Source organism: Aromatoleum sp. (genome assembly GCF_035254505.1).
Lineage (GTDB): Bacteria > Pseudomonadota > Gammaproteobacteria > Burkholderiales > Rhodocyclaceae > Aromatoleum.
Window position 1 is genome coordinate 1 of the sequence record NZ_DATFAO010000093.1, and the last position, 21,772, is coordinate 21,772.

Consider the following 21,772-nt stretch of genomic DNA (forward strand, 5'->3'; position numbering starts at 1 on the left):
GACAGGAATCCGCGGTTGACGTATCGCACAAGCTTCTTTAAGATCCGGGGTCTTCGAAAACGTGGGTCGTTAGCTCAGCTGGTAGAGCAGCGGACTTTTAATCCGTTGGTCGCAGGTTCGAATCCCGCACGGCCTACCAAAGTTTCAAAGAAAATGCCTGGACTCCGGTCCGGGCATTTTCTTTTTCAAGCCATGGCTCATCCCACTGCCGACACCACTAACATCGCCAACGCGAACGAAATCCGCCACAGCGCGCTGGAAGACGTCCAGGCGCTGCTCGTCGGCTGCCTGATCGTCGCGCTGTCCCTGGTGTTCTTCCGCGAAACGCGCCTGCTCACGGGGGGCACGACCGGCTTGTCCTTCCTGGTCCATTACCTCGCGGGCTGGCCGCTCGGCGCCGTGCTGTTCGCCCTCAACCTTCCCTTCTACTTGTTCGCCTGGCGGGCGATGGGGCGCAGCTTCACGCTGAAGACTTTCTGCGCAGTCGGCCTCTTGTCGGCATTCGCCGAATTCGTGCCGCGGCTGATCAGCTTCGACCGCCTCGACCCGGTATTCGCCGCAATCACCGCCGGGCTCCTGGCCGGCGTCGGCATCCTAATCCTGATCCGCCACGGGGCAAGCCTCGGCGGCATCGGCGTGCTGGCGATCTACCTGCAGAAGCGCAAGGGCTGGCGCGCGGGCACCGTGCAGATGGTCGCGGACGTTGCCATCCTGAGCCTGGGTCTCCTTGTCGTTCCGCTCGACAAGGTGCTGCTGTCGGTGCTGAGCGCGATGGCACTCAATCTCGTGATCGCCGTCAATCACCGGCCGGATCGCTACTTTGGATTCTGACATGCAGCTCTGGGTCGATGCCGATGCTTGCCCCGCCGTGATCAAGGAGATCCTGTTCCGCGCCGCCACGCGCACGGGACTGAACCTCACGCTGGTGGCAAACCAGTCTCTCCGCGTTCCGCCCTCGCCATTGATCCGCATGGTGCAGGTGCCGCCGGGCTTCGACGAGGCGGACAAGTACATCGCAGCCAACGTGCAGCCGGGCGACCTCGTCGTCACCGCCGACATCCCGCTGGCGGCCGAGATCATCGCGAAGGATGCCCATGCCCTGTCGCCTCGCGGCGAGCTCTATGGCAAGGAAAACATCCGCGAACTGCTCGACATGCGCAATTTCATGGACACCTTGCGCAGCAGCGGCGTGGACACCGGCGGGCCGGCGGCTTTCAGCACCGCCGACCGGCAAGCGTTCGCCAACCGGCTCGACGCCGCGCTGCAGCGTCGCCGTCGCTGAGGGTCAGCCGCCGGACGCGGGTTCCGGATGGGTCAACACGTGCGTCTGCGGCAGCTCGCCGCGGATCGCGGACTCGATCTCATCGAGCAGGTCGTGCGTCTGCACGATCGTCCACGCGGGCGGCACCTGGATATCGACGTAGACGAAGCCCTCCGCCCCGGCGCGGCGCGTGCGCAGGTTCGTATGGTAGACGCCGCGCGGCGCGAAGGACTGCAACACCGCCTCGATGCGCGTCACCGACTCGTCCGGCAGCGCCGCATCCATCAGCCCATGGGCCGAAGCCCGGATCAGCCCCGAGGCCTCGGACAGGATGTGCAGGCCCACAAGGATCGCGACCGCCGCATCGAGCCACAGCCAGCCCGTCGCCGCGACCAGCACCACGCCGACGATGACCCCGGCCGAAGTCCACACGTCGGTCATCAGGTGCCGCGCCCCGCCTTCGAGCGCGATCGAACGGAAACGCACCGACGCCCGGCGCAAGGCCAGGGCGACCAGCAGATTGATCACGCTGCTCGCGGTCGACACCGCCAGACCGATGCCGACGGACTCCAGCGGCTCAGGGGCGAACAGGCGGCCAGCGGCCGACCAGATGATCGCCCCCGCGGCGGCGAAGATCAGGATGCCCTCGAAGCCGCTGGAAAAATACTCCGCCTTGCTGTGACCCAGCGGATGGTCGCGATCCGGCGGACTTTTCGCGATCGTGATGATCCACAACGCAAAGGTGGCGCCTGCGAGGTTGACGAACGACTCCATGGCATCCGACAGCAGCCCCATCGAGCCGGTCAGCCACCATGCCAAGGTCTTGAGCACGATGGTGACGACGGCCGCCGCAGTCGAGAGCCAGAAATAGTGGCGAGGTTCCATGAAACGTATTCCAGGGCGATTTGCGTTGAGAGTCGGTTGAATGGCCTATCCGGCCGACCCGGCATGATGCCATGCACCATGCCGACCCAGCGACGCCGAAGCACGAAAAACTCGGTGGAGTGTTGACAATAACTTCTTATCCGCTTATAGTCAGCGGCTCTCGTCGCTTGCAACTGAAACGACGAAGGGGGTATAGCTCAGTTGGTAGAGCAGCTGACTCTTAATCAGTAGGTCGTAGGTTCGAATCCTACTGCCCCCACCAGAATTCAAGCATAAAAGGCCAGTTCTTCGGAACTGGCCTTTTGCTTTTCCGCATCCGATGCAATTGGGGCAGGCTCTGCCTTTCGACGTCGGCTGTGCAGGTATCACCAGCGCGCGTCCCCTGTCGGATCCGCGCTCCCGCGGCGCCTGCTACCGGCGCCTTCGCCTGTCCGCAATCGCGCGGAATACGTCATCGCCATCTAGCGCGTGCAACCCACACTGCCGTTAGGGATAATTGCGGGATTGCAACGGAGGCGAGCGATGACGACAGCGATACAGGACGACCTGCAACGAGCCCACACGATCTTCCAGAATGCGGCGACGGGGATGACGATCACCGACCCGCAGGGCAAGGTGCTCTGCGTCAATCGGGCCTTCACCGAGCTGACCGGGTATTCGGCGGCCGACATCGTCGGCAAGACGCCGGCCGTGTTGCGCTCGGGCCGCCATTCGAGCGAGTTCTACGCGCGCATGTGGCTCGCGTTGCGCGATGAAGGCCGCTGGCAGGGCGAGATCTGGAATCGCCACAAGAACGGCACGGTCTATCCCGAGTGGCTGTCGATCAGCGCCGTTCATGACGACGACGGCAACGTCCTTCATTACGTCGGTGTGTTCACCGACATCTCGCACATCATGGCCGTGCAGTCGCAGCTGCGCGACCTCGCCTACCGCGATCCGGTGACCCGCCTGCCCAACCGTCTGCTGTTCCGCGACCGTTTCGAGCAGGCGGCGCGGCGCTGCCTGCGCGACGCCGGTCAGTTTGCGGTGCTGATGATCGAGGTCTCGGCGCAGGGGGCCACGATCGGCCACGACGAACTCATCGCCGCGGTCGCCGAGCGCCTGGGCGCGAATCTGCGCGAAACGGACACGTTGGCACGTGCGGGCGAATGCGAGTTCCTGGCACTGATCGAAGGGGTCGATGGGCCGCGCGCTGCGAGCACCACCGCCGACCAGCTCCTGAAGGCGTTGGAACTCCCGCTGCAGGCGGGCGGCAGCGAAATCTATCTGAGCGCGAGTATCGGCATCAGCCTCTACCCGATGGACGGCCTGACGATGGACGACCTCCTCACCGCGGCCGACGCAGCGATGCTGCAGGCGCGGGCGCGGGGCCGCTACACCTACCGCTTCTACTCGGCCGAGATGACGGCCTTCGCCAACGAACGGGCGACGCTTGAACGGCACCTGCGCCAGGCGTTGGCGGACGACGCGCTGAGCCTGCACTTCCAGCCGCAGTTCGACGCCGCGGGCGCCCGGATCACCGGCATGGAAGCGCTGGTGCGGTGGACCGACCCACAGCTCGGCACGATCCCGCCCGAGCGCTTTGTCCCGATCGCAGAAGACTGTGGCCTGATCCATCCGCTCGGCGAATGGGTGATGCGACGCGCGTTCAAGCAGTATCTGGCTTGGGCAGCCGAGGGCACGACGCCGCCCACCTTGTCGCTGAACATTTCCGCCCGCCAGCTCGAACGCTTTGATTTCGTCGACAGCGTCGCGAAACTGCTGGCGGAAACCGGCATGGATGCGCGCGCGCTCGAATTCGAGTTCCGCGAATCGGTACTGTCGGATGTCGCCTACGTCGTGCCGGCCCTGGAGGCCCTCGACCGGCTCGGCATCCGCCTGTCGATCGACGGTTTCGGCACGGGCTTTTCGCCGCTCGGGAACCTCCGCACGCTGCCGATCACCAAGCTCAACATCGACCGCAGTTTCGTGCGGCGCCTCGGCGACGGCGGCGACAATGACGTCATCGTGCGCACGGTCGTCGGCATCGCGCGCACGTTGAACCTACGTGTGATCGCCGAAGGCGTCGAGACCGAGGACCAGGCGAATTTCCTACGCGAGCTCGGCTGCCACGAATTTCAGGGGCACCTCTACGGCCGTGCGGTCAGCGCCGAGGACTTCCGTCGCTGCTTCAGGGGGCAGCCGGCGTAAGTCGCATACCGTACCTGCGGTAGAGAACCTACGGCGGGCAGTAGGCGCTTTGAAGCTTTTATCAAGATTGGGTACATTTGAGTCCGTCGACCCCGGGAGAGAATGCAGGACCGGACGGGTCGGCCGCCGTCCCGCGGCGTGGCAGGTCAATGATTCCAACAACGAGGAAGGAAAACAGTGTCGAACAGTCCATACGATCAGGGCCTGGGCAAGAATCCGGCAAACTACGTCCCCCTGTCGCCCTTGAGCTTTCTTGAGCGCTCGGCCTACATCTATCCGAACCGCGTGGCCGTGATTCACGGCGACCGCAGCTTCACCTGGGCCGAACATTACGAACGCTGTCGCCGACTGGCGAGCGCGCTGGTGCAGCAGGGCATCAAGCGCGGCGACACGGTCGCGGTGATGCTGCCGAACGTGCCGGCGATGGCCGAAGTGCACTTCGGCGTGCCGATGGTCGGCGCCGTCCTCAACACGCTCAACACCCGTCTCGACCCCGAGGCGATCGCCTTCATGCTCGATCATGGCGAAGCCAAGGTCCTGATCACCGACCCCGAATTCGCGAGCGTCGTCGGCCGCGCCCTCGAACTCGTCAAGGGTCCGAAACCGGTCGTGATCGATGCGCTCGATCCGGAATATCCGGGGACCGAGCGCTGCGGCGAGATCGAGTATGAAGACTTCCTCGCAGGAGGCGATCCTCATTTCGCATGGAGCCTGCCGGCGGACGAGTGGGACGCGATCGCGCTGAACTACACTTCGGGCACCACTGGCAACCCGAAGGGCGTCGTTTATCATCACCGCGGCGCCTACTTGAACGCGGCTTCGAACATCATCAGCTGGGGCATGCCGCAGCACTCGGTCTACCTGTGGACGCTGCCGATGTTCCACTGCAACGGCTGGTGCTTCCCCTGGACCGTCGCGGCGAACGCCGGGGTCAACGTCTGTCTGCGCAAGGTCGACGTCGCGCTGATCTACGAGCTGATCCGCAAGCACAAGGTCAGCCACCTGTGCGGCGCGCCGATCGTGCACGGCATGCTGATCAACGCGCCCGAAGGCATGCGCGCGGGCATCGACCACAAGGTGTCGGCGCTGATCGCCGGCGCCGCGCCCCCGGCCGCGATCATCGAAGGCATGGAGCGCATCGGCTTCGACATCACGCACGTCTACGGTCTCACGGAAACCTATGGCCCGGCGTCGGTGTGTGCCAAGCATCCGGAATGGAACGATCTGCCGATTGCCAACCGCGCCGAGCGCAACGGCCGCCAGGGCGTGCGCTACCATATGCAGGAAGCAATCACGGTCATCAATCCCGAGACGATGGAGCTCGTGCCCGCCGACGGCGAGACAATGGGCGAAGTGATGTTCCGCGGCAACCTCGTGATGAAGGGCTACCTGAAGAACGAGAAGGCCACCGAGGAAGCCTTCGCCGGCGGCTGGTTCCATACCGGCGACCTCGGCGTGATGCAGCCCGACGGCTATGTCAAGATCAAGGACCGCTCCAAGGACGTCATCATCTCGGGCGGCGAGAACATCTCCTCGCTCGAAGTCGAGGACGTGCTCTACCGCCACCCGGCGGTGATGACCGCCGCGGTGGTCGCGAAGCCCGATCCGAAGTGGGGCGAGGTGCCGGCCGCCTACATCGAGATCAAGGAAGGCGCCCAGGTGACAGCCGACGACATCATCACGCACTGCCGCGAGCATCTCGCGCGCTATAAGGTGCCGAAGTTCATCGAGTTCTGCGTGCTGCCGAAGACCTCGACCGGCAAGATCCAGAAGTTCGTTCTGCGCGAACAGGCGAAGTCGGCTTCGGCGATCGAGTAAGCATCGCGCCGCGGCGACCACAGTCGCCGCATGCGACGTGAACCGCCACCGGAAACGGTGGCGTTTTTTTTGCGTCCATTGATGCATCACACATCGGTCGATGCACCCGGTCTGCGCATCCAAGCTACGTCATCCTCGAAGACCTCGCAGCGATGCGCTTCACAAGCCGGAACTCATTCCGGGGCACGGTGACTAAGTTTCCGCCAGCGTGATCGAATCTACATATCGATGAAACATCGATTCTTATAATCGACGTCGCGGTCGCCATTCGCATCATCCGGCGGTACGTGTTTCGGCCGGCCCGACAGCCGGTGCAGTTCAGCTTCCACCAACAGGGGCAGGATCTGAAAGGCACGATGAGCAGCGATTTCATCCTGGAGACGCGCGACCTGACCAAGGCCTTCAAAGGTTTCGTCGCGGTGGACAAGGTCAACCTGCAGGTGCGGCGGGGCGACATCCATGCGCTGATCGGCCCCAACGGCGCCGGCAAGACGACGGTCTTCAACCTGCTCACGAAGTTCCTGACGCCGACGCAGGGCGCGATCCACTTCAACGGCCAGGACATCACACACGAAAAGGCGGCCCAGATCGCGCGCCGGGGCGTCGTGCGCTCCTTCCAGATCTCGGCCGTGTTTCCGCACCTGACGGTGCTCGAGAATGTCCGCATCGCGCTGCAGCGCAAACTGGGGACGAGCTTCCATTTCTGGCGCTCGGAGAAGAGCCTGTCCGTGCTCGACGGCCGCGCGATGGAACTGCTCGAGGCGGTGGACCTGCAAGCGTTCGCCGACTCGGTCACAGTGGAGCTGCCCTATGGGCGCAAGCGTGCGCTCGAGATCGCGACGACACTGGCCGTCGAACCCGAGTTGATGCTGCTCGACGAGCCGACCCAGGGCATGGGCCACGAAGACGTCGGGCGCGTCGCGGACTTGATCAAGCGCGTTTCTGCGAACCGCACGATCCTGATGGTCGAACACAACCTGAGCGTCGTCTCCCACATCTGCGACCGGATCACGGTCCTTCAGCGCGGCACGGTGCTCGCCGAAGGGCCGTACGAGCAGGTCTCGGCCGACCCGCGCGTGCTGGAGGCCTATATGGGGACCGGCCATGGCTAAGGCGAGCGCGTTCCATCCCGACGCTGAAATGCTGCGCGTGAGCGCCCTGCATGCCTTCTACGGCGAATCGCACATCCTGCACGGCATCGATTTCCAGGTGAACCGGGGCGAACTCGTCACGCTGCTCGGGCGCAATGGCGCGGGACGCACGACGACGCTGAAGGCGATCCTCGGCCTCACTGGCCGCCGCAGCGGATCGATCATGGTCAATGGTCGGCAAGTCATCGACTTGCCGACGCACCGCATCGCGCACCTCGGTGTCGGCTACTGCCCCGAGGAGCGCGGCATCTACGCGAGCCTGTCGACGGAGGAGAACCTGCTGCTGCCCCCGACGGTGAATAGCAGCGGGATGAGCCTCGACGAGATCTACGAGATGTTCCCGAACCTCAAGGAGCGCCGCACGAGTCCCGGCAGCCGGCTGTCGGGCGGCGAGCAGCAGATGCTCGCGATGGCGCGCATCCTGCGCACCGGCGCACGCCTGCTGTTGCTCGACGAGATCACCGAGGGCTTAGCGCCGGTGATCGTGCAGACCCTCGGCCGTGTGATCGCACAGCTGAAGGAAAAGGGGCTGACGATCATCCTCGTCGAGCAGAATTTCCGTTTCGCCGCACCGCTCGCCGACCGGCACTACGTGATCGAGCACGGGCGCATCGTCGAGACGGTCGACAAGGACGAACTCGAATCGAAGATGCCGCTGCTGGAGAAGCTGCTCGGCGTTTGAACACCCGAACAAGACGGAGGAGACACCATGAAGCGCAGGATTCTGGTTTCAGCGATCGCCGCGGCGGTCTTTGCGATGCAACCGGCGATGGCGGCGACGAATGTCAGTGATGGCGTGGTCAAGCTGGGCGTGCTGACGGACATGTCGGGCACCTATTCGGACCTCTCCGGGCCTGGGGCGGTGGAGGCGACCAAGATGGCGGTCGAGGACTTCATCGCCAAGGAGAAGCCCGACTTCAAGATCGAAGTGATCTCCGCCGACCATCAGAACAAGGCGGACATCTCGGCCAACAAGGCGCGCGAATGGTTCGATACCGCCAAGGTCGATACCATCGTCGATCTCGTCACGACCTCGACTGCGCTCGCGGTGATGAAGGTTGCGAACGAGAAGAACCGCATCTCGCTCGTCAATGGCGCGGGCTCAACCCCGATCACCAACGAGCAATGCAACGACACGACCGTGCATTGGGCCTACGACACCTACGCGTTGCCGGTCGGCACGGCGAAGGCGGTCGTCAAGCAGGGCGGCAAGACCTGGTACTTCATCACCGCGGACTACGCCTTCGGCCACTCGCTGGAGAAGAACACCTCGGAGGTCGTGACGAAGAACGGCGGCAAGGTGCTCGGCAGCGTGCGCCACCCCTTCCCCGGCAGCGATTTCTCGTCCTTCCTGCTGAGCGCGCAATCCTCCGGTGCGCAGGTCATCGGACTGGCGAACGCCGGCAGCGACACGATCAACTCGATCAAGCAGGCGAAGGAGTTCGGCATCACGCCGAAGCAGACGCTCGCCGGGCTGCTGATGTTCATCTCCGACGTGCATAGCCTGGGGCTCGAAGCGACGCAGGGCATGTACCTGACGACCGGCTTCTACTGGGATCGCAACGACGAGACGCGTGCTTGGTCGAAGCGCTACTTCGAAAAGATGAAGCGCATGCCGACGATGGTGCAGGCGGGCGACTACTCGGCCGTCTACCACTATCTGAAGGCGGTCAAGGCAGCGGGCACCGACGAAGCGAAGGCGGTGATGGCCAAGATGCGCGAGATGCCGGTCAACGATTTCTTCGCGAAGAACGGCAAGGTGCGCATAGACGGGCGGATGGTGCACGACATGTATCTGGTGCAGGTGAAGAAGCCCTCGGAATCGAAGTACCCGTGGGACTACTACACGATCCGCGAAACGATTCCGGGCGACGAGGCGTTCATCCCGCTGTCCGAGAGCAAGTGCTCGCTGGTCAAGAAATAAGCACGCCAGACTGGCGATGACCGGGGATCGCGAGCGCCCTTTCAGGTGCGAACGATCTCACGGCCGGCGCCGACACCCGAGCGCGAGACTATGGACATCTTCGGCATACCGATCCAGGCCCTGATGGGGCAGTTGCTGATCGGGCTCATCAACGGTTCGTTCTACGCGATCCTGAGCCTGGGGCTGGCGATCATCTTCGGCCTGCTCAACATCATCAATTTCGCGCACGGCGCCCTCTACATGATGGGCGCCTTCATCGCGTGGATCGGCCTCACCTACCTCGGCATCAACTACTGGCTCGCGCTGATCGCGTCGCCGGTGGTCGTCGGCTGCCTCGGCATGGTGATCGAGCGCACGATGCTCAAGCACCTGTACCGGCTCGATCATTTATACGGGCTGCTGCTGACTTTCGGGCTGGCGCTCATCATCGAGGGCCTGTTCCGCTACCAATTCGGGATTTCGGGCGCGAGCTATCCGGTCCCCGAACTGCTCTCCGGCGGCTTCAACCTGGGCTTCATGTTCCTGCCGAAATACCGCGCCTGGGTCGTGCTCGTGTCGCTCGTCGTGTGCTTCGGCAGCTGGTTCATCATCGAGCGGACCAAGCTCGGCTCCTACCTGCGCGCCGGCACCGAGAATCCGCAACTACTGCAGGCTTTCGGCATCAACGTGCCGCTGATGATCACGCTGACCTACGGTTTCGGCGTGGGGCTCGCGGCCTTCGCGGGCGTGCTCGCGGCACCCGTGTTCCAGGTGAATCCGGTCATGGGTTCGAACCTGATCATTGTCGTCTTCGCCGTGGTCGTGATCGGCGGCATGGGCTCGATCATGGGTTCGATCGTCACCGGCCTCGGCCTCGGCCTGATCGAGGGGCTGACGAAGGTGTTCTACCCGGAGGCCTCGTCGGTCGTGATCTTCGTCATCATGGGCATCGTCCTGCTGCTGCGACCCGCCGGCCTCTTCGGACGCGAGCGCTGACCTGATGGCGGCCCACTCACAAGGACCCGCGCTATGAACGGCAAACTCATCGGCTGGATCGCGCTGATCGCGATCGGACTCCTCGCACCGCTCGTCCTCTACCCGGTGCTGGTGATGAAGATCCTGTGCTTCGCGCTCTTCGCCTGCGCGTTCAACCTGCTGCTCGGCTACACCGGCCTGCTGTCCTTCGGCCACGCCGCCTTCCTCGGCTCGGCCGGCTACGTCTGCGGCTACGCCGTGCAGTCGCTGGGCCTGACGCCCGAGCTCGGCATCCTCGCCGGCACTGCGGTCGCAGCGGCGCAGGGCTTCGTGTTCGGCAGCCTCGCGATCCGCCGTGCCGGCATCTACTTCGCGATGATCACGCTCGCGCTCGCGCAGCTCGTCTATTTCCTCGCGCTGCAGTTTCCCTTCACCGGCGGCGAGGACGGCATGCAGGGCATCCCGCGCGGGCATCTGCTGGGGATGATCGACCTGTCCGACGGCATGAACATGTACTACTTCGTGCTCGCGATCTTCCTGTTCGGCTTCTGGGTCGTCGAGCGCGCGATCCATTCCCCGTTCGGGCAGGTGCTGAAGGCGATCCGCGAGAACGAGCCGCGCGCGGTCTCGCTCGGCTACGACGTCGAGAAGTACAAGCTCCTCGCCTTCGTGCTGTCGGCGGCGCTGTCGGGTTTGGCCGGCTCGACGAAGGCGCTGGTGTTCCAGCTCGCGTCGCTCACCGACGTGCATTGGCACATGTCGGGCGAGATCGTGCTGATGACGCTGCTGGGCGGAATGGGGACGGTGTTTGGGCCGATCGTCGGCGCGGCGGTCGTCGTCGGACTGCAGAACTACGGCGCCGAGCTCGGCCAGTGGGTCACGGTGCTGACCGGCGTCATCTTCGTGGTCTGCGTGCTGGCCTTCCGCCGCGGCATCTTCGGCGAACTGGCGGTGCTCATCCGCCGCTCCGGCATCCGGATCTGAGCGCCCTCACGGCGCCGGGCTTTACGCGGGGGTGGCCGCCTCGTCGGCCAGACGCCACTGCAGGCTCCCCTTGGCAGCCACGAGCAGCTTTTGGCTGCCGGATGGTGCGGCACGCAGGAAGGATTTGATCTCGGCCGGCGTCATCTGCGCGACGGGTTTCGCGTCTGCCGCCTGGGGACGCGCGCGAACGATGACGTCACCGGAGATGTCGCCGATGCTGCAGCTCACCGCTTCGCGAAGTTTGCGGCGTTCTTCCTCGACCGCCGCCATCGCCGACTGCAGCGCCTCGCGCTGGGTCGCCCGCGCCTTGCCTTCCTCGGTCAGCCGGGCGAGCGCCTTCAGGACCGGCGCCACCTTGTCGCGCAACTTGATGAAGGCCGCCTGCTGCTCCGCCGTCAGCGAGATCTCCTTACGCCTGAGCTTGCCCGCGACGGCCATGTAGTTCGCGACGCCCGGCTGGGTGCGCGCCGACTCCAACAGCTGGCGCGCGGCGGCGTCCGCCTGATCGAGCGCCTCGAGTTGCGTCCGCGCCTGGGCGAGTAGCGCACGCTGGGCATCGTCGGCAGGCAGCAGCACCGAGATCAGCGTTTCGGCCTGACCGCGCGGCCTGACCGCCTCGATCGCGAGCGACGGCGATGCGAGCACCGAGGCCTCGACGACCGCCATCTGGACTTCATCGGCCAGGATATCGCACCCCACGGCACGTTCGCCGACGACCCGGCGCGCGACGATGAGACTGCTTTCGGCGACGCCGACCGTGACCTCGCCGCCGGGCGCGAAGATCGTCGCGCCGCTGACACGGCCTTCGACCCTCACCTCGCCGCCGGGATCGACGATGCTGCCGCCCGAGAGGTTCTGCTTCAGCACCACGCGCCCGCCGCGCGACACGATCTTGCCGAAGACGTCGGCGTAGGTCGTGATGTTCAGGCCCTCGACGACGCGCCGTTCCTGGATCTCGCCGTGCTCCTCATATTCGTCGCCCATCAGGGAGATGTCGCCCGTCGTGCGCAGGCTCACGCCGGCACGGTTCACGACCTTCTCGCTCACCGAGATCTTGCCGCTGTCGTTGTCGATGTCGAGAAAGCCGTCGATCGCGGCGACCAGGCATTCGCCCTGCTCGTCCCGGTCGACGCGCGTACCTGGCCCGGACAGCGTCGCGAAATCGAAGTCCTTGGGCACCTGCGGCGCCACCGGCCGTCCATTGAGTTCGCGGCCGAGCGCTCCGAGCACGAGCGGCGTCTTGCGCAGCAGCCGCGCCCCGGCGCGGATCTGCGGGAAGCGGTTGCGGAAGCGCGCGAGGTTGATGCGGCCGTCGGGCAAGCTACCCGGCGCGTCGTCACGGTGCAGCACGTCGGACACTTCCTGCACGCCGGCGTCGCTTCCCGCCGTGGGCGCAATCGCCTCCGCGATCTTCAGTCGCCCGACGTAGTCGTCAGCAATCGCCTTGCGCACCTCAGCCTCGTCGACGCCGAACTTCACTCCCTTGAGCCACATCTGCGCAACGAACTCGTCGAAATCCAGCTTCGTCTTCTGCGACACGACGACCGATTCGGTGCGCGCCACGCCGCCCTCCTCGTCGCCACCGGCGCCCGCCACCGGCTGCTCGACCGTGTATTCCAGGCTGACCGGCTCGAACAGGTATTCGGCCCGCCCTCCTGAAACCTTCACGCCGCGATAGAGACTCACGCGCTGGCCGACGATGAAGGAGATGCCCGCCGCAAAGCGGACGCGCGCGTTTCCACCGGCCGCCTCACGAGCACGGATCTCGTCGATCACCATGCCGGGCTCGAAGTCGAAGGCAAGCCGCAGGAAGGCGGGATAGTCGGTGCCGCGAAAATAGGCGCCCCGGATGAACATCCGGTCCACCCACTGGTTGAACTCGGCCGAAGCGCTTAGATAATTGAGGTCGACCGACAGCCCGGTTTCATCGCGAACGATGAAGCGCGGCAAAGGCTCCGGTGCATTCCCATCGACTCCCGCAGCAGCGTCGGCCATCGTCTCGTCCCTGTCTTTATTCGTAGTTGTATCAACCGACTTCACCCCCATGTTACTGGACGTCACGGCCGCACGCATAATGACCTGCAACACGCAATTTGTTCCGGCTGCGCTGCCGCGTCTGGGTTAAGCTTTCGCGCCGCCTCGCCTTGCCTCCACCCCCTTTGCCGCCATCCTTCATGGCCTCCGAATTCGATCTCATCCGCCGTCACTTCACCCGCGCTCCCCGCCATACCGCCCTCGCGGTCGGGGACGATGCCGCCTTGCTGCAGCCGCGCTCCGGCATGCAGCTCGCCGTGTCGACCGACATGCTGGTCGCGGGCACGCACTTCTTTCCCGACACCGACGCCGAAGCGCTGGGCTGGAAGACGCTCGCCGTGAACGTCTCCGACATCGCCGCGATGGGCGCGGAGCCACGCTGGGCCGTGCTCGCGCTGTCGCTACCGTCTGCCGACGAAGCCTGGATCGCCGACTTCTCGCGCGGCTTCTTCGCCTGCGCCGAGGCCTTCGGCGTCGATCTCGCCGGCGGCGACACGACACGCGGCCCGCTCAACTTGTGCGTCACGATCTTCGGCGAAGTCCCGGCCGGCGCCGCGATCACCCGTGACGGCGCACAGGCCGGCGACGACCTCTGGATCACCGGCACCCCCGGCCTGGCGTCCCTGGGTCTCGCCCATCTGCGCGGCGAGATCGCGCTGCAAGGCGACTACGCCCGTCGCTGCCTCGACGCCCTGCACCGCCCGCAGCCTCGCGTCGCCTTCGGTCTCGCGCTGCGCGGTATCGCGAGCGCGATGCTCGACGTCTCCGACGGCCTGCTCGGCGACCTCGGCCATATCCTCGAATGCTCGGCCTGCGGCGCGCGCATCGACGTCCCGGCCCTGCCGCTCGCCGAACTTTACGCCGCGGGCGCCGACGGCGATCTTGCACGACGCTGCCTCCTTTCCGGCGGTGACGACTACGAGCTGCTCTTCACCGCGCCCCCCGCCCGGTGCGACGAGGTCGCCGCGCTCGGCCGAACACTCGGCCTGCCCGTGACGCGCATCGGCACCATGACTGCCCAAACCGGGCAGCTCCTGCTGCGCGAAGCGGACGGCCACGAACAGAGCAGCGCCCCCCGCGGCTACGATCACTTCGGGTGAAGCCACCCCCTCACACCATCGACCCGATGCAACCGACTTTCCGTCTCCTCTTCAGCCATCCGGCGCATTTCATCTCGCTCGGTTTCGGCTCCGGCCTGTCGCCGCGCGGCCCTGGCACCGCCGGCACGCTTGCCGCCTGGCTGCTCTATCCGCTGGTGCGCACGCCGATCTCCGACTTCGTGTTCCTCGCACTGCTCGCGAGCTTCTTCGTCGCCGGCATCATCGCGGCCGATCGCACGGGCCGGGCACTCGGCGAGTCGGATCACGGCGCGATCGTGTGGGACGAAATCGTCGCCTTCTGGCTCGTGCTCTTCTTCACCCCGGCAGGCCTCGCCTGGCAGGCGGTGGCCTTCGTGCTGTTCCGCTTTTTCGACATCGTCAAACCGCCTCCCGTCCGCTGGGCGGACCGCCGTGTGAAGGGCGGTTTCGGTGTCATGCTCGACGACTTGATCGCCGCGGGTTACGCGATCCTCGTGCTCGCGATCCTCGTCAGACTGCTCGGACCCACACCATGGACCCACATCTGAACGCCCTCTCCGCCGAAGTCGGCGCGTGGCTGCTCGCGCGCAAGTTGAAACTCGCCTGCGCCGAATCCTGCACCGGCGGCTGGGTCGCTGAAGTCGTCACCGCCACCGCCGGCAGCTCGGATTGGTTCGACTGCGGATTCATCACCTACTCGAACGAGTCCAAGCAAGCGTTGCTGGGCGTTTCGGCCGACACCCTCCAGCGCCACGGCGCCGTGTCTGAGCCGACGGTCGATGCGATGGTGGCGGGAGTGTTGTCGCACAGCCGTGCCGACATCGCGCTCGCGGTATCGGGCGTCGCCGGCCCGGGTGGCGGCACTCCGGAAAAGCCCGTCGGCACCGTGTGCTTCGCCTGGGGCACCCGCGATGGCCGCACGCACCGCGCGACCTGCCATTTTCCCGGCGACCGGGAAGCGGTCCGCCGCCAGGCAGTCTTCCATGCGCTGCGAGAATTGATGACAATGGACTTTTCCTGACTCACCCGCTCCCAGCAATTGACACCGCACAGCAATCTCTGTGCCATAATTCACCGACTACCAGAAAGGACACCCCATGGACGACAACAAGGCCAAGGCCCTCGCCGCCGCGCTCTCGCAGATCGAGAAGCAGTTCGGCAAGGGTTCGATCATGCGGATGGGCGACGGCAACGTCGAAAAGGACATCCAGACTGTCTCGACCGGCTCGCTCGGGCTCGACATCGCGCTCGGCCTCGGGGGCCTGCCGCGCGGCCGCGTGATCGAAATCTACGGCCCGGAATCCTCCGGCAAGACGACCCTTACGCTGCAAGTCATCGCCGAGATGCAGAAGATTGGCGGCACCGCAGCCTTCATCGACGCCGAGCACGCGCTTGACGTCACCTACGCCGAAAAGCTCGGCGTGAACATTCAGGACCTGCTGATTTCGCAGCCTGACACCGGCGAACAGGCGCTCGAGATCGCCGACATGCTGGTGCGTTCGGGCGGCGTCGACATCGTCGTCATCGACTCGGTCGCGGCGCTGACGCCGAAGGCAGAAATCGAAGGCGAGATGGGCGACCAGCTCCCCGGCCTGCAGGCCCGCCTGATGAGCCAGGCGCTCCGGAAGCTCACCGCCAACATCAAGCGCACCAACACGCTCGTGATCTTCATCAACCAAATCCGGATGAAGATCGGCGTCATGTTCGGCAGCCCCGAGACCACCACCGGCGGCAACGCGCTGAAGTTCTACGCCTCGGTGCGCCTCGACATCCGCCGCATCGGCTCGATCAAGAAGGGCGACGAAGTCGTCGGCAACGAGACCCGCGTCAAGGTCGTCAAGAACAAGGTCTCGCCCCCGTTCCGCGAAACCGAGTTCGACATCCTGTACGGCGAAGGCATCTCGCGCGAAGGCGAGATCATCGACTTGGGTGTGCAGCACAAGATCGTCGACAAGGCCGGCGCCTGGTACTCGTACAAGGGCGACAAGATCGGCCAGGGCAAGGACAACACGCGCGAGTTCCTGCGCGCCAACCCGGCCCTCGCACGCGAGATCGAAAACCGCGTGCGCGTCGCGGTCGGCCTGAAGGAAATGCCGACCGAAGCCGAGCCCCCGCAGGCTTCGCAAGCGGCGTGACGGCTGAATCATGGCCGAAACCAGCCTGCGGGAACGTGCCCTGAGGCACCTGGCGCGGCGCGATCACTCGCGCGCCGAGCTCAGCCGTAAGCTGGCCGCCCATGGTTCGACCGAAGAGATCGACGAGATCCTCGATCGCATGACCGAACTCGGACTCCTCAGCGACAGCCGTTTCGCCGAAGCCTGGGTGCGCGGCAAGGCCGCACGCCATGGCACGGCGCGGCTGCGTCACGACCTCGCCCAGCGCGGTGTGCCGCGTGAGGCGATCGACGAGGCGATTGCCTCCGAGTGCCCCGACGACGAGATGACGCGCGCGCGCGAGCTCTGCCGCAGCCGATTCCCCGCACCGCCAGCCGACGCCCGCGAATGGGCGCGCCAGGCCAGATTCCTGCAGAGCCGCGGCTTCGCCGTGGACCTGATCCGCAAGCTATTGAAAGAGAACCCCGATGAGTCTGCTTAAGGTCGCGGGACTGCAAAAACGCTACAAGGCCCGCACCGTCGTCCACGACGTGGCCTTCGAGGTCGGCAGCGGCGAAGTCGTCGGCCTGCTCGGCCCCAACGGCGCCGGCAAGACCACCTGCTTCTACATGATCGTCGGCCTCGTCCGCGCCGACGGGGGCGACATCACGCTCGACGACGCGCAGCTCACCCACCTGCCGATCCACGCGCGCGCGCGCCTCGGCCTCTCCTACCTGCCGCAGGAGATGAGCGTCTTCCGCAAGCTCACGGTGGCCGAGAACATCCGCGCCGTACTCGAACTGCAAGGCCTCGACGACGAGGCCATCAGCGCGCGCCTCGAAGAGCTGCTCGAAGAACTGGGCATCGCCCACCTCCGCGACAACACGGCGATCTCGCTCTCGGGCGGCGAACGGCGGCGCTGTGAAATTGCGCGCGCACTCGCGACCAATCCGCGCCTGATCCTGCTGGACGAGCCCTTCGCCGGCGTCGATCCGATCGCCGTGCTCGACATCCAGAAGATCATCCGCTACCTGCGCGACCGCGGCATCGGGGTATTGATCACCGACCACAACGTACGCGAGACCCTCGGCATCTGCAATCGGGCCTACATTATCAGTGACGGGCGGGTGCTCGCGAGCGGCCGCCCCGACGACATCGTCGCCAACGAACAGGTCCGCCAGGTCTACCTCGGCGAGCACTTCCGACTCTGAGTTCCGCTCCGCACCATGAAGCCCTCCCTCCAGCTCAAGATCTCGCAGCACCTCACGCTGACCCCACAGTTGCAGCAGTCAATCAAGCTGCTGCAACTGTCGACCCTTGAACTGAACCAGGAGCTCGAACGCTTCCTGCAGGACAACCCGATGCTCGAACGCGAAGAGGGCGACGGCGCGGAGTTTTCCCCCAATATGCCCGGTTCGGGCAACAGCAGCAGCGAACAGGAACGCGGCGAACCGAGCGAGAGCCCGCGCGAGGAAGCCGAACCGACCAACTTTGACGAAGCCGGCGAATGGTCCAGCATGGGCAGCGGAAGCTCCAACCGCGACGATGACGACGACACCGACTTCCAGGAGCTGCAGGCCGCCAGCACGACGCTGCGCGATCACCTCGACCAGCAGATCAGCCTGTCGCCGCTGTCCGACCGCGACCGCGCACTGGTGCGCTTCCTCATCGAGGCGCTCGACGACGACGGCTACCTCCATCAGTCGCTCGAAGACCTCCTGCCGCTGCTGCCCGCGGAACTCGAATACGATCTCGACGACCTGTCGATCGCGCTGCGCCACGTGCAGCACCTCGACCCGGCCGGTATCGGCGCCCGCAGCCCGCAGGAATGCCTGAGCCTGCAACTGCGCGCGATGCCCGCGAGCGAGACACGCGATCTCGCGCAGAAGATCGTCGACCTGCATCTCGACCTCCTCGCCGAGCGCAATTTCGCACGCCTCAAGCGTCTGCTGGGTTGCGACGACGACGCGCTGCGCCGCGCCCATACGCTGATCTGCAGTCTCGACCCGCATCCGGGCTCGCAGCATTCGGTGCAGGAGACGCGTTACGTCGTCCCGGACGTCGTCGTCCGCAAGCTCCGTTCGCGCTGGGTCGTGAGCCTCAATCCGGAAGCCATGCCGCGCCTGCGCATCAACGCGCTTTACGCCAGCATCCTGCAGCAGAACCGCGGCTCGGGCGGCGCGCTGACCAGCCAGCTGCAGGAAGCACGCTGGCTTATCAAGAACGTGCAGCAGCGTTTCGACACGATTCTGCGAGTTTCGCAAGCGATCGTTGACCAGCAGCGACAGTTCTTCGATTATGGCGATGTGGCGATGCGCCCTCTGACGCTCAGGGAGATCGCGGACCAACTGGAGCTGCACGAATCCACGGTCTCGCGGGTGACGACGCAGAAGTTCATGGCCACACCGCGCGGCGTGTTCGAACTGAAGTATTTTTTCGGCAGCCACGTTGCCACCGATACCGGTGGGGCGGCCTCCTCAACGGCGATTCGCGCGCTGATTCGCCAGTTGGTGGATGCCGAAGACAGGAAAAAACCCCTGTCCGACGCGAAGATTGCCGAATTGTTGGGCCAGCAGGGTATCGTGGTGGCGCGGAGAACCATCGCGAAGTACCGCGAATCACTCAATATCCCGCCGGTCAGCCTGCGCAAAACGATCTGACAATACGAGGAATCATCATGAATCTCACCATCACCGGGCATCACGTCGAAGTCACCCCCGCGATCCGCGAATACGTCAATACGAAGCTCGATCGCGTCATCCGACACTTCGACAACGTGACGAGCGTCGCCGTGATTCTGTCGGTGGAAAAGCTCAAGCAAAAGGCTGAGGTGACGCTGCACGTGCGCGGCAAGGACATTTATGTCGAAAGCGACGATGCTGACATGTATGCGGCGATCGATTCCATGGCCGACAAGCTTGACCGGCAGGTGCTGAAGTACAAGCAGAAGAATTTCGATCACGGTCACGACACGTTGAAGCACCAACCGACGGAACTGTGATCCTTTCCTTTCCCCGGCGGGGGCGGGGGTGTTTATAATTCGCGCGTCTCCAAACCGCGTTAACACCTCGCTCCCGACCGAACCTGCGCCCTGGCAGCACCGGTAAGGCCGGTGTCCCCAGGGCGCTGACACAAATGAGCCTCATTGCCGAACTCCTGCCACCGTCAAACGTGGTCATCAATCTCGACGCGAGCAGCAAGAAACGCGTCTTCGAGCAGGCCGGCCTGCTCTTCGAGAACAATCAAGGCATCGGCCGCGCTGTCGTTTTCGACAGCCTGTTCTCGCGCGAGCGTCTCGGCTCGACCGGCCTCGGCCAGGGCATCGCGATTCCGCACGGGCGCATCAAGGGCCTGAAGGAAGCCGCCGGCGCCTTCCTGCGCCTGTCGGCACCGGTCCAGTTCGACGCTCCCGACGGGCGCCCGGTGACAATGCTGTTCGTGCTGCTGGTTCCCGAACAGGCCAACGAACGTCACCTGCAACTGCTCTCCGAACTGGCGCAGATGTTCAGCGACCGCGACTTCCGCGAGCAGTTGCTGAACGCACCCGACGCCGCCACCATCCATTCGCTGTTCGCAAACTGGGGGCCTCATGCGGCAGACCAACGTCGCGCGGCTGTTTGAAGTCCAGTGCGAGCGCCTGTCGCTGACACACGTCAGCGGCCGCCTCGACCGTAGCATCTCGGTCACCGAAGAACGCATCTGGCCGGCCGATCTCGTCGGCCACCTGAACCTGATCCACCCGGCACGCCTGCAGATCCTCGGCGCTGCGGAACTCGCGTGGGCGCGACGCCAGTCGAGCGAAAAAGTCGCCCATCACCTCACCGAAATCATCGGCTCGCAACCGCCCGCGATCATCGTCGCCGACGGCTGCGAAATCCCCGGCCTGCTGCGCGGCATCTGCGAGCGCGCCGACGTCGCGCTGGTCACGACGCCGCTGCCCGCGGCGAGCGTCATCGACCAGCTGCGCCTCTACCTGTCGCGCGAACTCGCCGAGAAGATCTCGCTGCACGGCGTCTTCATGGACGTGCTCGGCGTAGGCGTATTCATCACCGGGAGCTCGGGCGCCGGCAAGTCCGAGCTTGCGCTCGAACTGATCTCGCGCGGCCACGGCCTCGTCGCCGACGACATCGTCGAATTCTCGCGCATCGCGCCGCAGGTGCTCGAAGGCCGCTGCCCCGAGATGCTGAAGGATTTCATCGAAGTCCGGGGCCTGGGCATCCTCAACATCCGCGCGATCTTCGGCGAGACGGCCTGCCGCCGGAAGATGCGCCTGCGGCTCGTCGTGCATCTCGAACGCCGCGCCCCCGGCCAGGCCGACCCGAACCGTCTGCCGATGCATCGCGAGACGCAGGACATCCTCGGCGTGAACGTGATCCGCGTCGTGCTGCCGGTCGCCGCCGGCCGCAACATCGCGGTGCTGCTCGAAGCGGCGGTGCGCTCCACGATTCTGCAGCTGCGCGGTATCGATTCGACGCAGGAATTCATCGAACGGCACCAGCGGCTGCTCGACGGCGGCGAGGGTGGCCACTGAGCAATCGTCGAAGGGCGCAGCCCTTGCCGCAGTGCCGCATCGGCTGATACGCTCAACGTCTTTGCGCCGCCAGCAAAGGTCCCCGTAATGACTGCCGAACATCCGGACTATCTGGAAAAAATCCTCAATGCCCGCGTCTACGACGTGGCCGAGGAAACCCCGCTCGACCTCGCCTCCAACCTCTCGGCACGCATCCACAACCGAATCTTCCTGAAGCGCGAGGACATGCAGCCGGTGTTCAGCTTCAAGCTGCGCGGTGCCTACAACAAGATGGCCCACCTCTCGCCGCAGGCCCTCAAGCGCGGCGTGATCTGCGCCTCGGCCGGGAACCACGCGCAGGGCGTGGCGCTGTCGGCGCAGCGGCTCGGCGTGCGGGCCGTGATCGTGATGCCGACCTCGACGCCGCAGATCAAGGTCGACGCGGTCAAGGCGCGCGGCGGCGAAGTCGTCCTTGCAGGCGACTCCTACTCCGACGCCTACGCGCACGCGGTCGAACTCGAGAAAACCGAGAAGCTGACCTTCGTCCACCCCTACGACGATCCGGACGTGATTGCAGGCCAGGGCACGATCGGCATGGAGATCCTGCGTGCGCACCCGGACCCGATCCACGCCGTGTTCTGTGCAGTCGGCGGCGGCGGCCTGATCTCGGGTGTCGCCGCCTACATCAAGCGCCTGCGCCCGGAAACGAAGATCATCGGCGTCGAGACCGTTGATGCCGACGCGATGACCCGCTCGCTCGCCGAAGGCCGGCGCGTCGCACTCGACCAGGTCGGTCTCTTCGCCGACGGCACCGCTGTCAAGCTGGTCGGCGAGGAAACCTTCCGCCTGTGCCAGCAGTACGTCGACGAGATGATCCTCGTCGACAACG

22 protein-coding genes and 2 tRNA genes are annotated in these 21,772 nt (G+C 65.2%); 22 read left to right on the forward strand and 2 right to left on the reverse strand.

The annotated features are described in order from the left end of the window. Positions 1-63: 63 nt before the first annotated feature. From VJ673_RS19755 to VJ673_RS19765, 3 genes are all read left to right on the forward strand, one after another. Positions 64-139: transfer RNA gene (locus VJ673_RS19755), tRNA-Lys, on the forward strand. Between the two features lie 53 nt (positions 140-192). Further along, positions 193-831 carry a YitT family protein gene (locus VJ673_RS19760; RefSeq protein WP_324127881.1) on the forward strand — a complete coding sequence of 213 codons (639 nt, stop codon included), beginning with the start codon at positions 193-195 and terminating at the stop codon, positions 829-831. Between the two features lies 1 nt (position 832). Further along, positions 833-1,282 (forward strand): YaiI/YqxD family protein, encoded by a 450-nt coding sequence (locus tag VJ673_RS19765; protein ID WP_324127882.1) that lies wholly within the window; start codon positions 833-835, stop codon positions 1,280-1,282. Between the two features lie 3 nt (positions 1,283-1,285). Here VJ673_RS19765 and VJ673_RS19770 read toward each other — a convergent pair whose 3' ends face one another. Then, on the reverse strand, positions 1,286-2,146 hold the full coding sequence (locus VJ673_RS19770; protein ID WP_324127883.1) for a cation diffusion facilitator family transporter: 861 nt from the start codon (positions 2,144-2,146) through the stop codon (positions 1,286-1,288). Positions 2,147-2,332: 186 nt separating this feature from the next. Between VJ673_RS19770 and VJ673_RS19775 the strand changes: the two genes are divergently transcribed. The 8 genes from VJ673_RS19775 (at position 2,333) to VJ673_RS19810 (ending at position 11,167) form a co-directional block, all read left to right on the forward strand. Further along, positions 2,333-2,408: transfer RNA gene (locus tag VJ673_RS19775), tRNA-Lys, on the forward strand. A gap of 260 nt (positions 2,409-2,668) precedes the next feature. After that, positions 2,669-4,336 carry a putative bifunctional diguanylate cyclase/phosphodiesterase gene (locus VJ673_RS19780; protein WP_324127884.1) on the forward strand — a complete coding sequence of 556 codons (1,668 nt, stop codon included), beginning with the start codon at positions 2,669-2,671 and terminating at the stop codon, positions 4,334-4,336. A gap of 177 nt (positions 4,337-4,513) precedes the next feature. Then, positions 4,514-6,154 carry an acyl-CoA synthetase gene (locus VJ673_RS19785; RefSeq protein ID WP_324127885.1) on the forward strand — a complete coding sequence of 547 codons (1,641 nt, stop codon included), beginning with the start codon at positions 4,514-4,516 and terminating at the stop codon, positions 6,152-6,154. 356 nt (positions 6,155-6,510) lie between these two features. Next, positions 6,511-7,266, forward strand: coding sequence for an ABC transporter ATP-binding protein (locus tag VJ673_RS19790; protein ID WP_324127886.1), 756 nt, complete (start codon positions 6,511-6,513; stop codon positions 7,264-7,266). Next, positions 7,259-7,987, forward strand: coding sequence for an ABC transporter ATP-binding protein (locus VJ673_RS19795; RefSeq protein ID WP_324127887.1), 729 nt, complete (start codon positions 7,259-7,261; stop codon positions 7,985-7,987). Before VJ673_RS19790 ends, VJ673_RS19795 begins: the two co-directional genes overlap by 8 nt. A gap of 27 nt (positions 7,988-8,014) precedes the next feature. Next, the gene (locus tag VJ673_RS19800; protein ID WP_324127888.1) at positions 8,015-9,229 is read left to right on the forward strand and encodes an ABC transporter substrate-binding protein; all 1,215 of its coding nucleotides are present in this window, start codon (positions 8,015-8,017) and stop codon (positions 9,227-9,229) included. A 90-nt stretch (positions 9,230-9,319) separates the two neighbouring features. Beyond that, a complete protein-coding gene (locus VJ673_RS19805; RefSeq protein WP_324127889.1) occupies positions 9,320-10,204 on the forward strand; it encodes a branched-chain amino acid ABC transporter permease in 885 nt (294 codons plus the stop codon). Between the two features lie 33 nt (positions 10,205-10,237). Further along, complete coding sequence (locus VJ673_RS19810) at positions 10,238-11,167, forward strand: branched-chain amino acid ABC transporter permease (protein WP_324127890.1); 930 nt, start codon at positions 10,238-10,240, stop codon at positions 11,165-11,167. 21 nt (positions 11,168-11,188) lie between these two features. Here the strand turns inward: VJ673_RS19810 and VJ673_RS19815 are convergent, their stop codons facing one another. After that, positions 11,189-13,162: a flagellar assembly protein A gene (locus VJ673_RS19815; protein ID WP_324127891.1), complete on the reverse strand. Its 1,974-nt coding sequence runs from the start codon at positions 13,160-13,162 to the stop codon at positions 11,189-11,191. A gap of 179 nt (positions 13,163-13,341) precedes the next feature. Here VJ673_RS19815 and thiL point away from each other — a divergent pair, with 179 nt between their 5' ends. The 11 genes from thiL to ilvA form a co-directional block, all read left to right on the forward strand. Further along, positions 13,342-14,301, forward strand: coding sequence for a thiamine-phosphate kinase (gene thiL, locus VJ673_RS19820; protein WP_324127892.1), 960 nt, complete (start codon positions 13,342-13,344; stop codon positions 14,299-14,301). A gap of 26 nt (positions 14,302-14,327) precedes the next feature. Further along, the gene (locus VJ673_RS19825) at positions 14,328-14,828 is read left to right on the forward strand and encodes a phosphatidylglycerophosphatase A family protein (RefSeq protein WP_324127902.1); all 501 of its coding nucleotides are present in this window, start codon (positions 14,328-14,330) and stop codon (positions 14,826-14,828) included. Further along, positions 14,813-15,301 carry a CinA family protein gene (locus VJ673_RS19830; protein ID WP_324127893.1) on the forward strand — a complete coding sequence of 163 codons (489 nt, stop codon included), beginning with the start codon at positions 14,813-14,815 and terminating at the stop codon, positions 15,299-15,301. Before VJ673_RS19825 ends, VJ673_RS19830 begins: the two co-directional genes overlap by 16 nt. Positions 15,302-15,377: 76 nt before the next feature. Then, on the forward strand, positions 15,378-16,415 hold the full coding sequence (gene recA, locus VJ673_RS19835) for a recombinase RecA (RefSeq protein ID WP_324127894.1): 1,038 nt from the start codon (positions 15,378-15,380) through the stop codon (positions 16,413-16,415). A gap of 10 nt (positions 16,416-16,425) precedes the next feature. Further along, the gene (gene recX, locus VJ673_RS19840) at positions 16,426-16,875 is read left to right on the forward strand and encodes a recombination regulator RecX (RefSeq protein ID WP_324127895.1); all 450 of its coding nucleotides are present in this window, start codon (positions 16,426-16,428) and stop codon (positions 16,873-16,875) included. Continuing rightward, positions 16,862-17,584: an LPS export ABC transporter ATP-binding protein gene (lptB, locus tag VJ673_RS19845; protein WP_324127896.1), complete on the forward strand. Its 723-nt coding sequence runs from the start codon at positions 16,862-16,864 to the stop codon at positions 17,582-17,584. The genes recX and lptB overlap by 14 nt, the downstream gene beginning before the upstream one ends. Positions 17,585-17,599: 15 nt before the next feature. Further along, complete coding sequence (locus VJ673_RS19850) at positions 17,600-19,033, forward strand: RNA polymerase factor sigma-54 (protein WP_324127897.1); 1,434 nt, start codon at positions 17,600-17,602, stop codon at positions 19,031-19,033. 17 nt (positions 19,034-19,050) lie between these two features. Then, the gene (hpf, locus tag VJ673_RS19855) at positions 19,051-19,374 is read left to right on the forward strand and encodes a ribosome hibernation-promoting factor, HPF/YfiA family (RefSeq protein ID WP_324127898.1); all 324 of its coding nucleotides are present in this window, start codon (positions 19,051-19,053) and stop codon (positions 19,372-19,374) included. Positions 19,375-19,508: 134 nt separating this feature from the next. After that, positions 19,509-19,994 (forward strand): PTS IIA-like nitrogen regulatory protein PtsN, encoded by a 486-nt coding sequence (ptsN, locus tag VJ673_RS19860; RefSeq protein WP_324127899.1) that lies wholly within the window; start codon positions 19,509-19,511, stop codon positions 19,992-19,994. After that, complete coding sequence (gene hprK / locus VJ673_RS19865) at positions 19,963-20,904, forward strand: HPr(Ser) kinase/phosphatase (protein WP_324127900.1); 942 nt, start codon at positions 19,963-19,965, stop codon at positions 20,902-20,904. The genes ptsN and hprK overlap by 32 nt, the downstream gene beginning before the upstream one ends. Positions 20,905-20,991: 87 nt before the next feature. Then, positions 20,992-21,772 (forward strand): threonine ammonia-lyase, biosynthetic (gene ilvA, locus VJ673_RS19870; RefSeq protein ID WP_324127901.1); only part of this gene is annotated, 781 nt, incomplete at its 3' end.

Excerpts from the sequence above, each read along its gene's own strand:
- VJ673_RS19760 (WP_324127881.1), top strand. The coding sequence starts at position 193 with ATGGCTCATCCCACTGCCGACACCACTAACATCGCCAACGCGAACGAA.
- VJ673_RS19765 (WP_324127882.1), top strand. The coding sequence starts at position 833 with ATGCAGCTCTGGGTCGATGCCGATGCTTGCCCCGCCGTGATCAAGGAG.
- VJ673_RS19770 (WP_324127883.1), bottom strand. The coding sequence starts at position 2,146 with ATGGAACCTCGCCACTATTTCTGGCTCTCGACTGCGGCGGCCGTCGTC.
- VJ673_RS19780 (WP_324127884.1), top strand. The coding sequence starts at position 2,669 with ATGACGACAGCGATACAGGACGACCTGCAACGAGCCCACACGATCTTC.
- VJ673_RS19790 (WP_324127886.1), top strand. The coding sequence starts at position 6,511 with ATGAGCAGCGATTTCATCCTGGAGACGCGCGACCTGACCAAGGCCTTC.
- VJ673_RS19795 (WP_324127887.1), top strand. The coding sequence starts at position 7,259 with ATGGCTAAGGCGAGCGCGTTCCATCCCGACGCTGAAATGCTGCGCGTG.
- VJ673_RS19800 (WP_324127888.1), top strand. The coding sequence starts at position 8,015 with ATGAAGCGCAGGATTCTGGTTTCAGCGATCGCCGCGGCGGTCTTTGCG.
- VJ673_RS19805 (WP_324127889.1), top strand. The coding sequence starts at position 9,320 with ATGGACATCTTCGGCATACCGATCCAGGCCCTGATGGGGCAGTTGCTG.
- VJ673_RS19810 (WP_324127890.1), top strand. The coding sequence starts at position 10,238 with ATGAACGGCAAACTCATCGGCTGGATCGCGCTGATCGCGATCGGACTC.
- VJ673_RS19815 (WP_324127891.1), bottom strand. The coding sequence starts at position 13,162 with ATGGCCGACGCTGCTGCGGGAGTCGATGGGAATGCACCGGAGCCTTTG.
- thiL (WP_324127892.1), top strand. The coding sequence starts at position 13,342 with ATGGCCTCCGAATTCGATCTCATCCGCCGTCACTTCACCCGCGCTCCC.
- VJ673_RS19825 (WP_324127902.1), top strand. The coding sequence starts at position 14,328 with ATGCAACCGACTTTCCGTCTCCTCTTCAGCCATCCGGCGCATTTCATC.
- VJ673_RS19830 (WP_324127893.1), top strand. The coding sequence starts at position 14,813 with ATGGACCCACATCTGAACGCCCTCTCCGCCGAAGTCGGCGCGTGGCTG.
- recA (WP_324127894.1), top strand. The coding sequence starts at position 15,378 with ATGGACGACAACAAGGCCAAGGCCCTCGCCGCCGCGCTCTCGCAGATC.
- recX (WP_324127895.1), top strand. The coding sequence starts at position 16,426 with ATGGCCGAAACCAGCCTGCGGGAACGTGCCCTGAGGCACCTGGCGCGG.
- lptB (WP_324127896.1), top strand. The coding sequence starts at position 16,862 with ATGAGTCTGCTTAAGGTCGCGGGACTGCAAAAACGCTACAAGGCCCGC.
- VJ673_RS19850 (WP_324127897.1), top strand. The coding sequence starts at position 17,600 with ATGAAGCCCTCCCTCCAGCTCAAGATCTCGCAGCACCTCACGCTGACC.
- hpf (WP_324127898.1), top strand. The coding sequence starts at position 19,051 with ATGAATCTCACCATCACCGGGCATCACGTCGAAGTCACCCCCGCGATC.
- ptsN (WP_324127899.1), top strand. The coding sequence starts at position 19,509 with ATGAGCCTCATTGCCGAACTCCTGCCACCGTCAAACGTGGTCATCAAT.
- hprK (WP_324127900.1), top strand. The coding sequence starts at position 19,963 with ATGCGGCAGACCAACGTCGCGCGGCTGTTTGAAGTCCAGTGCGAGCGC.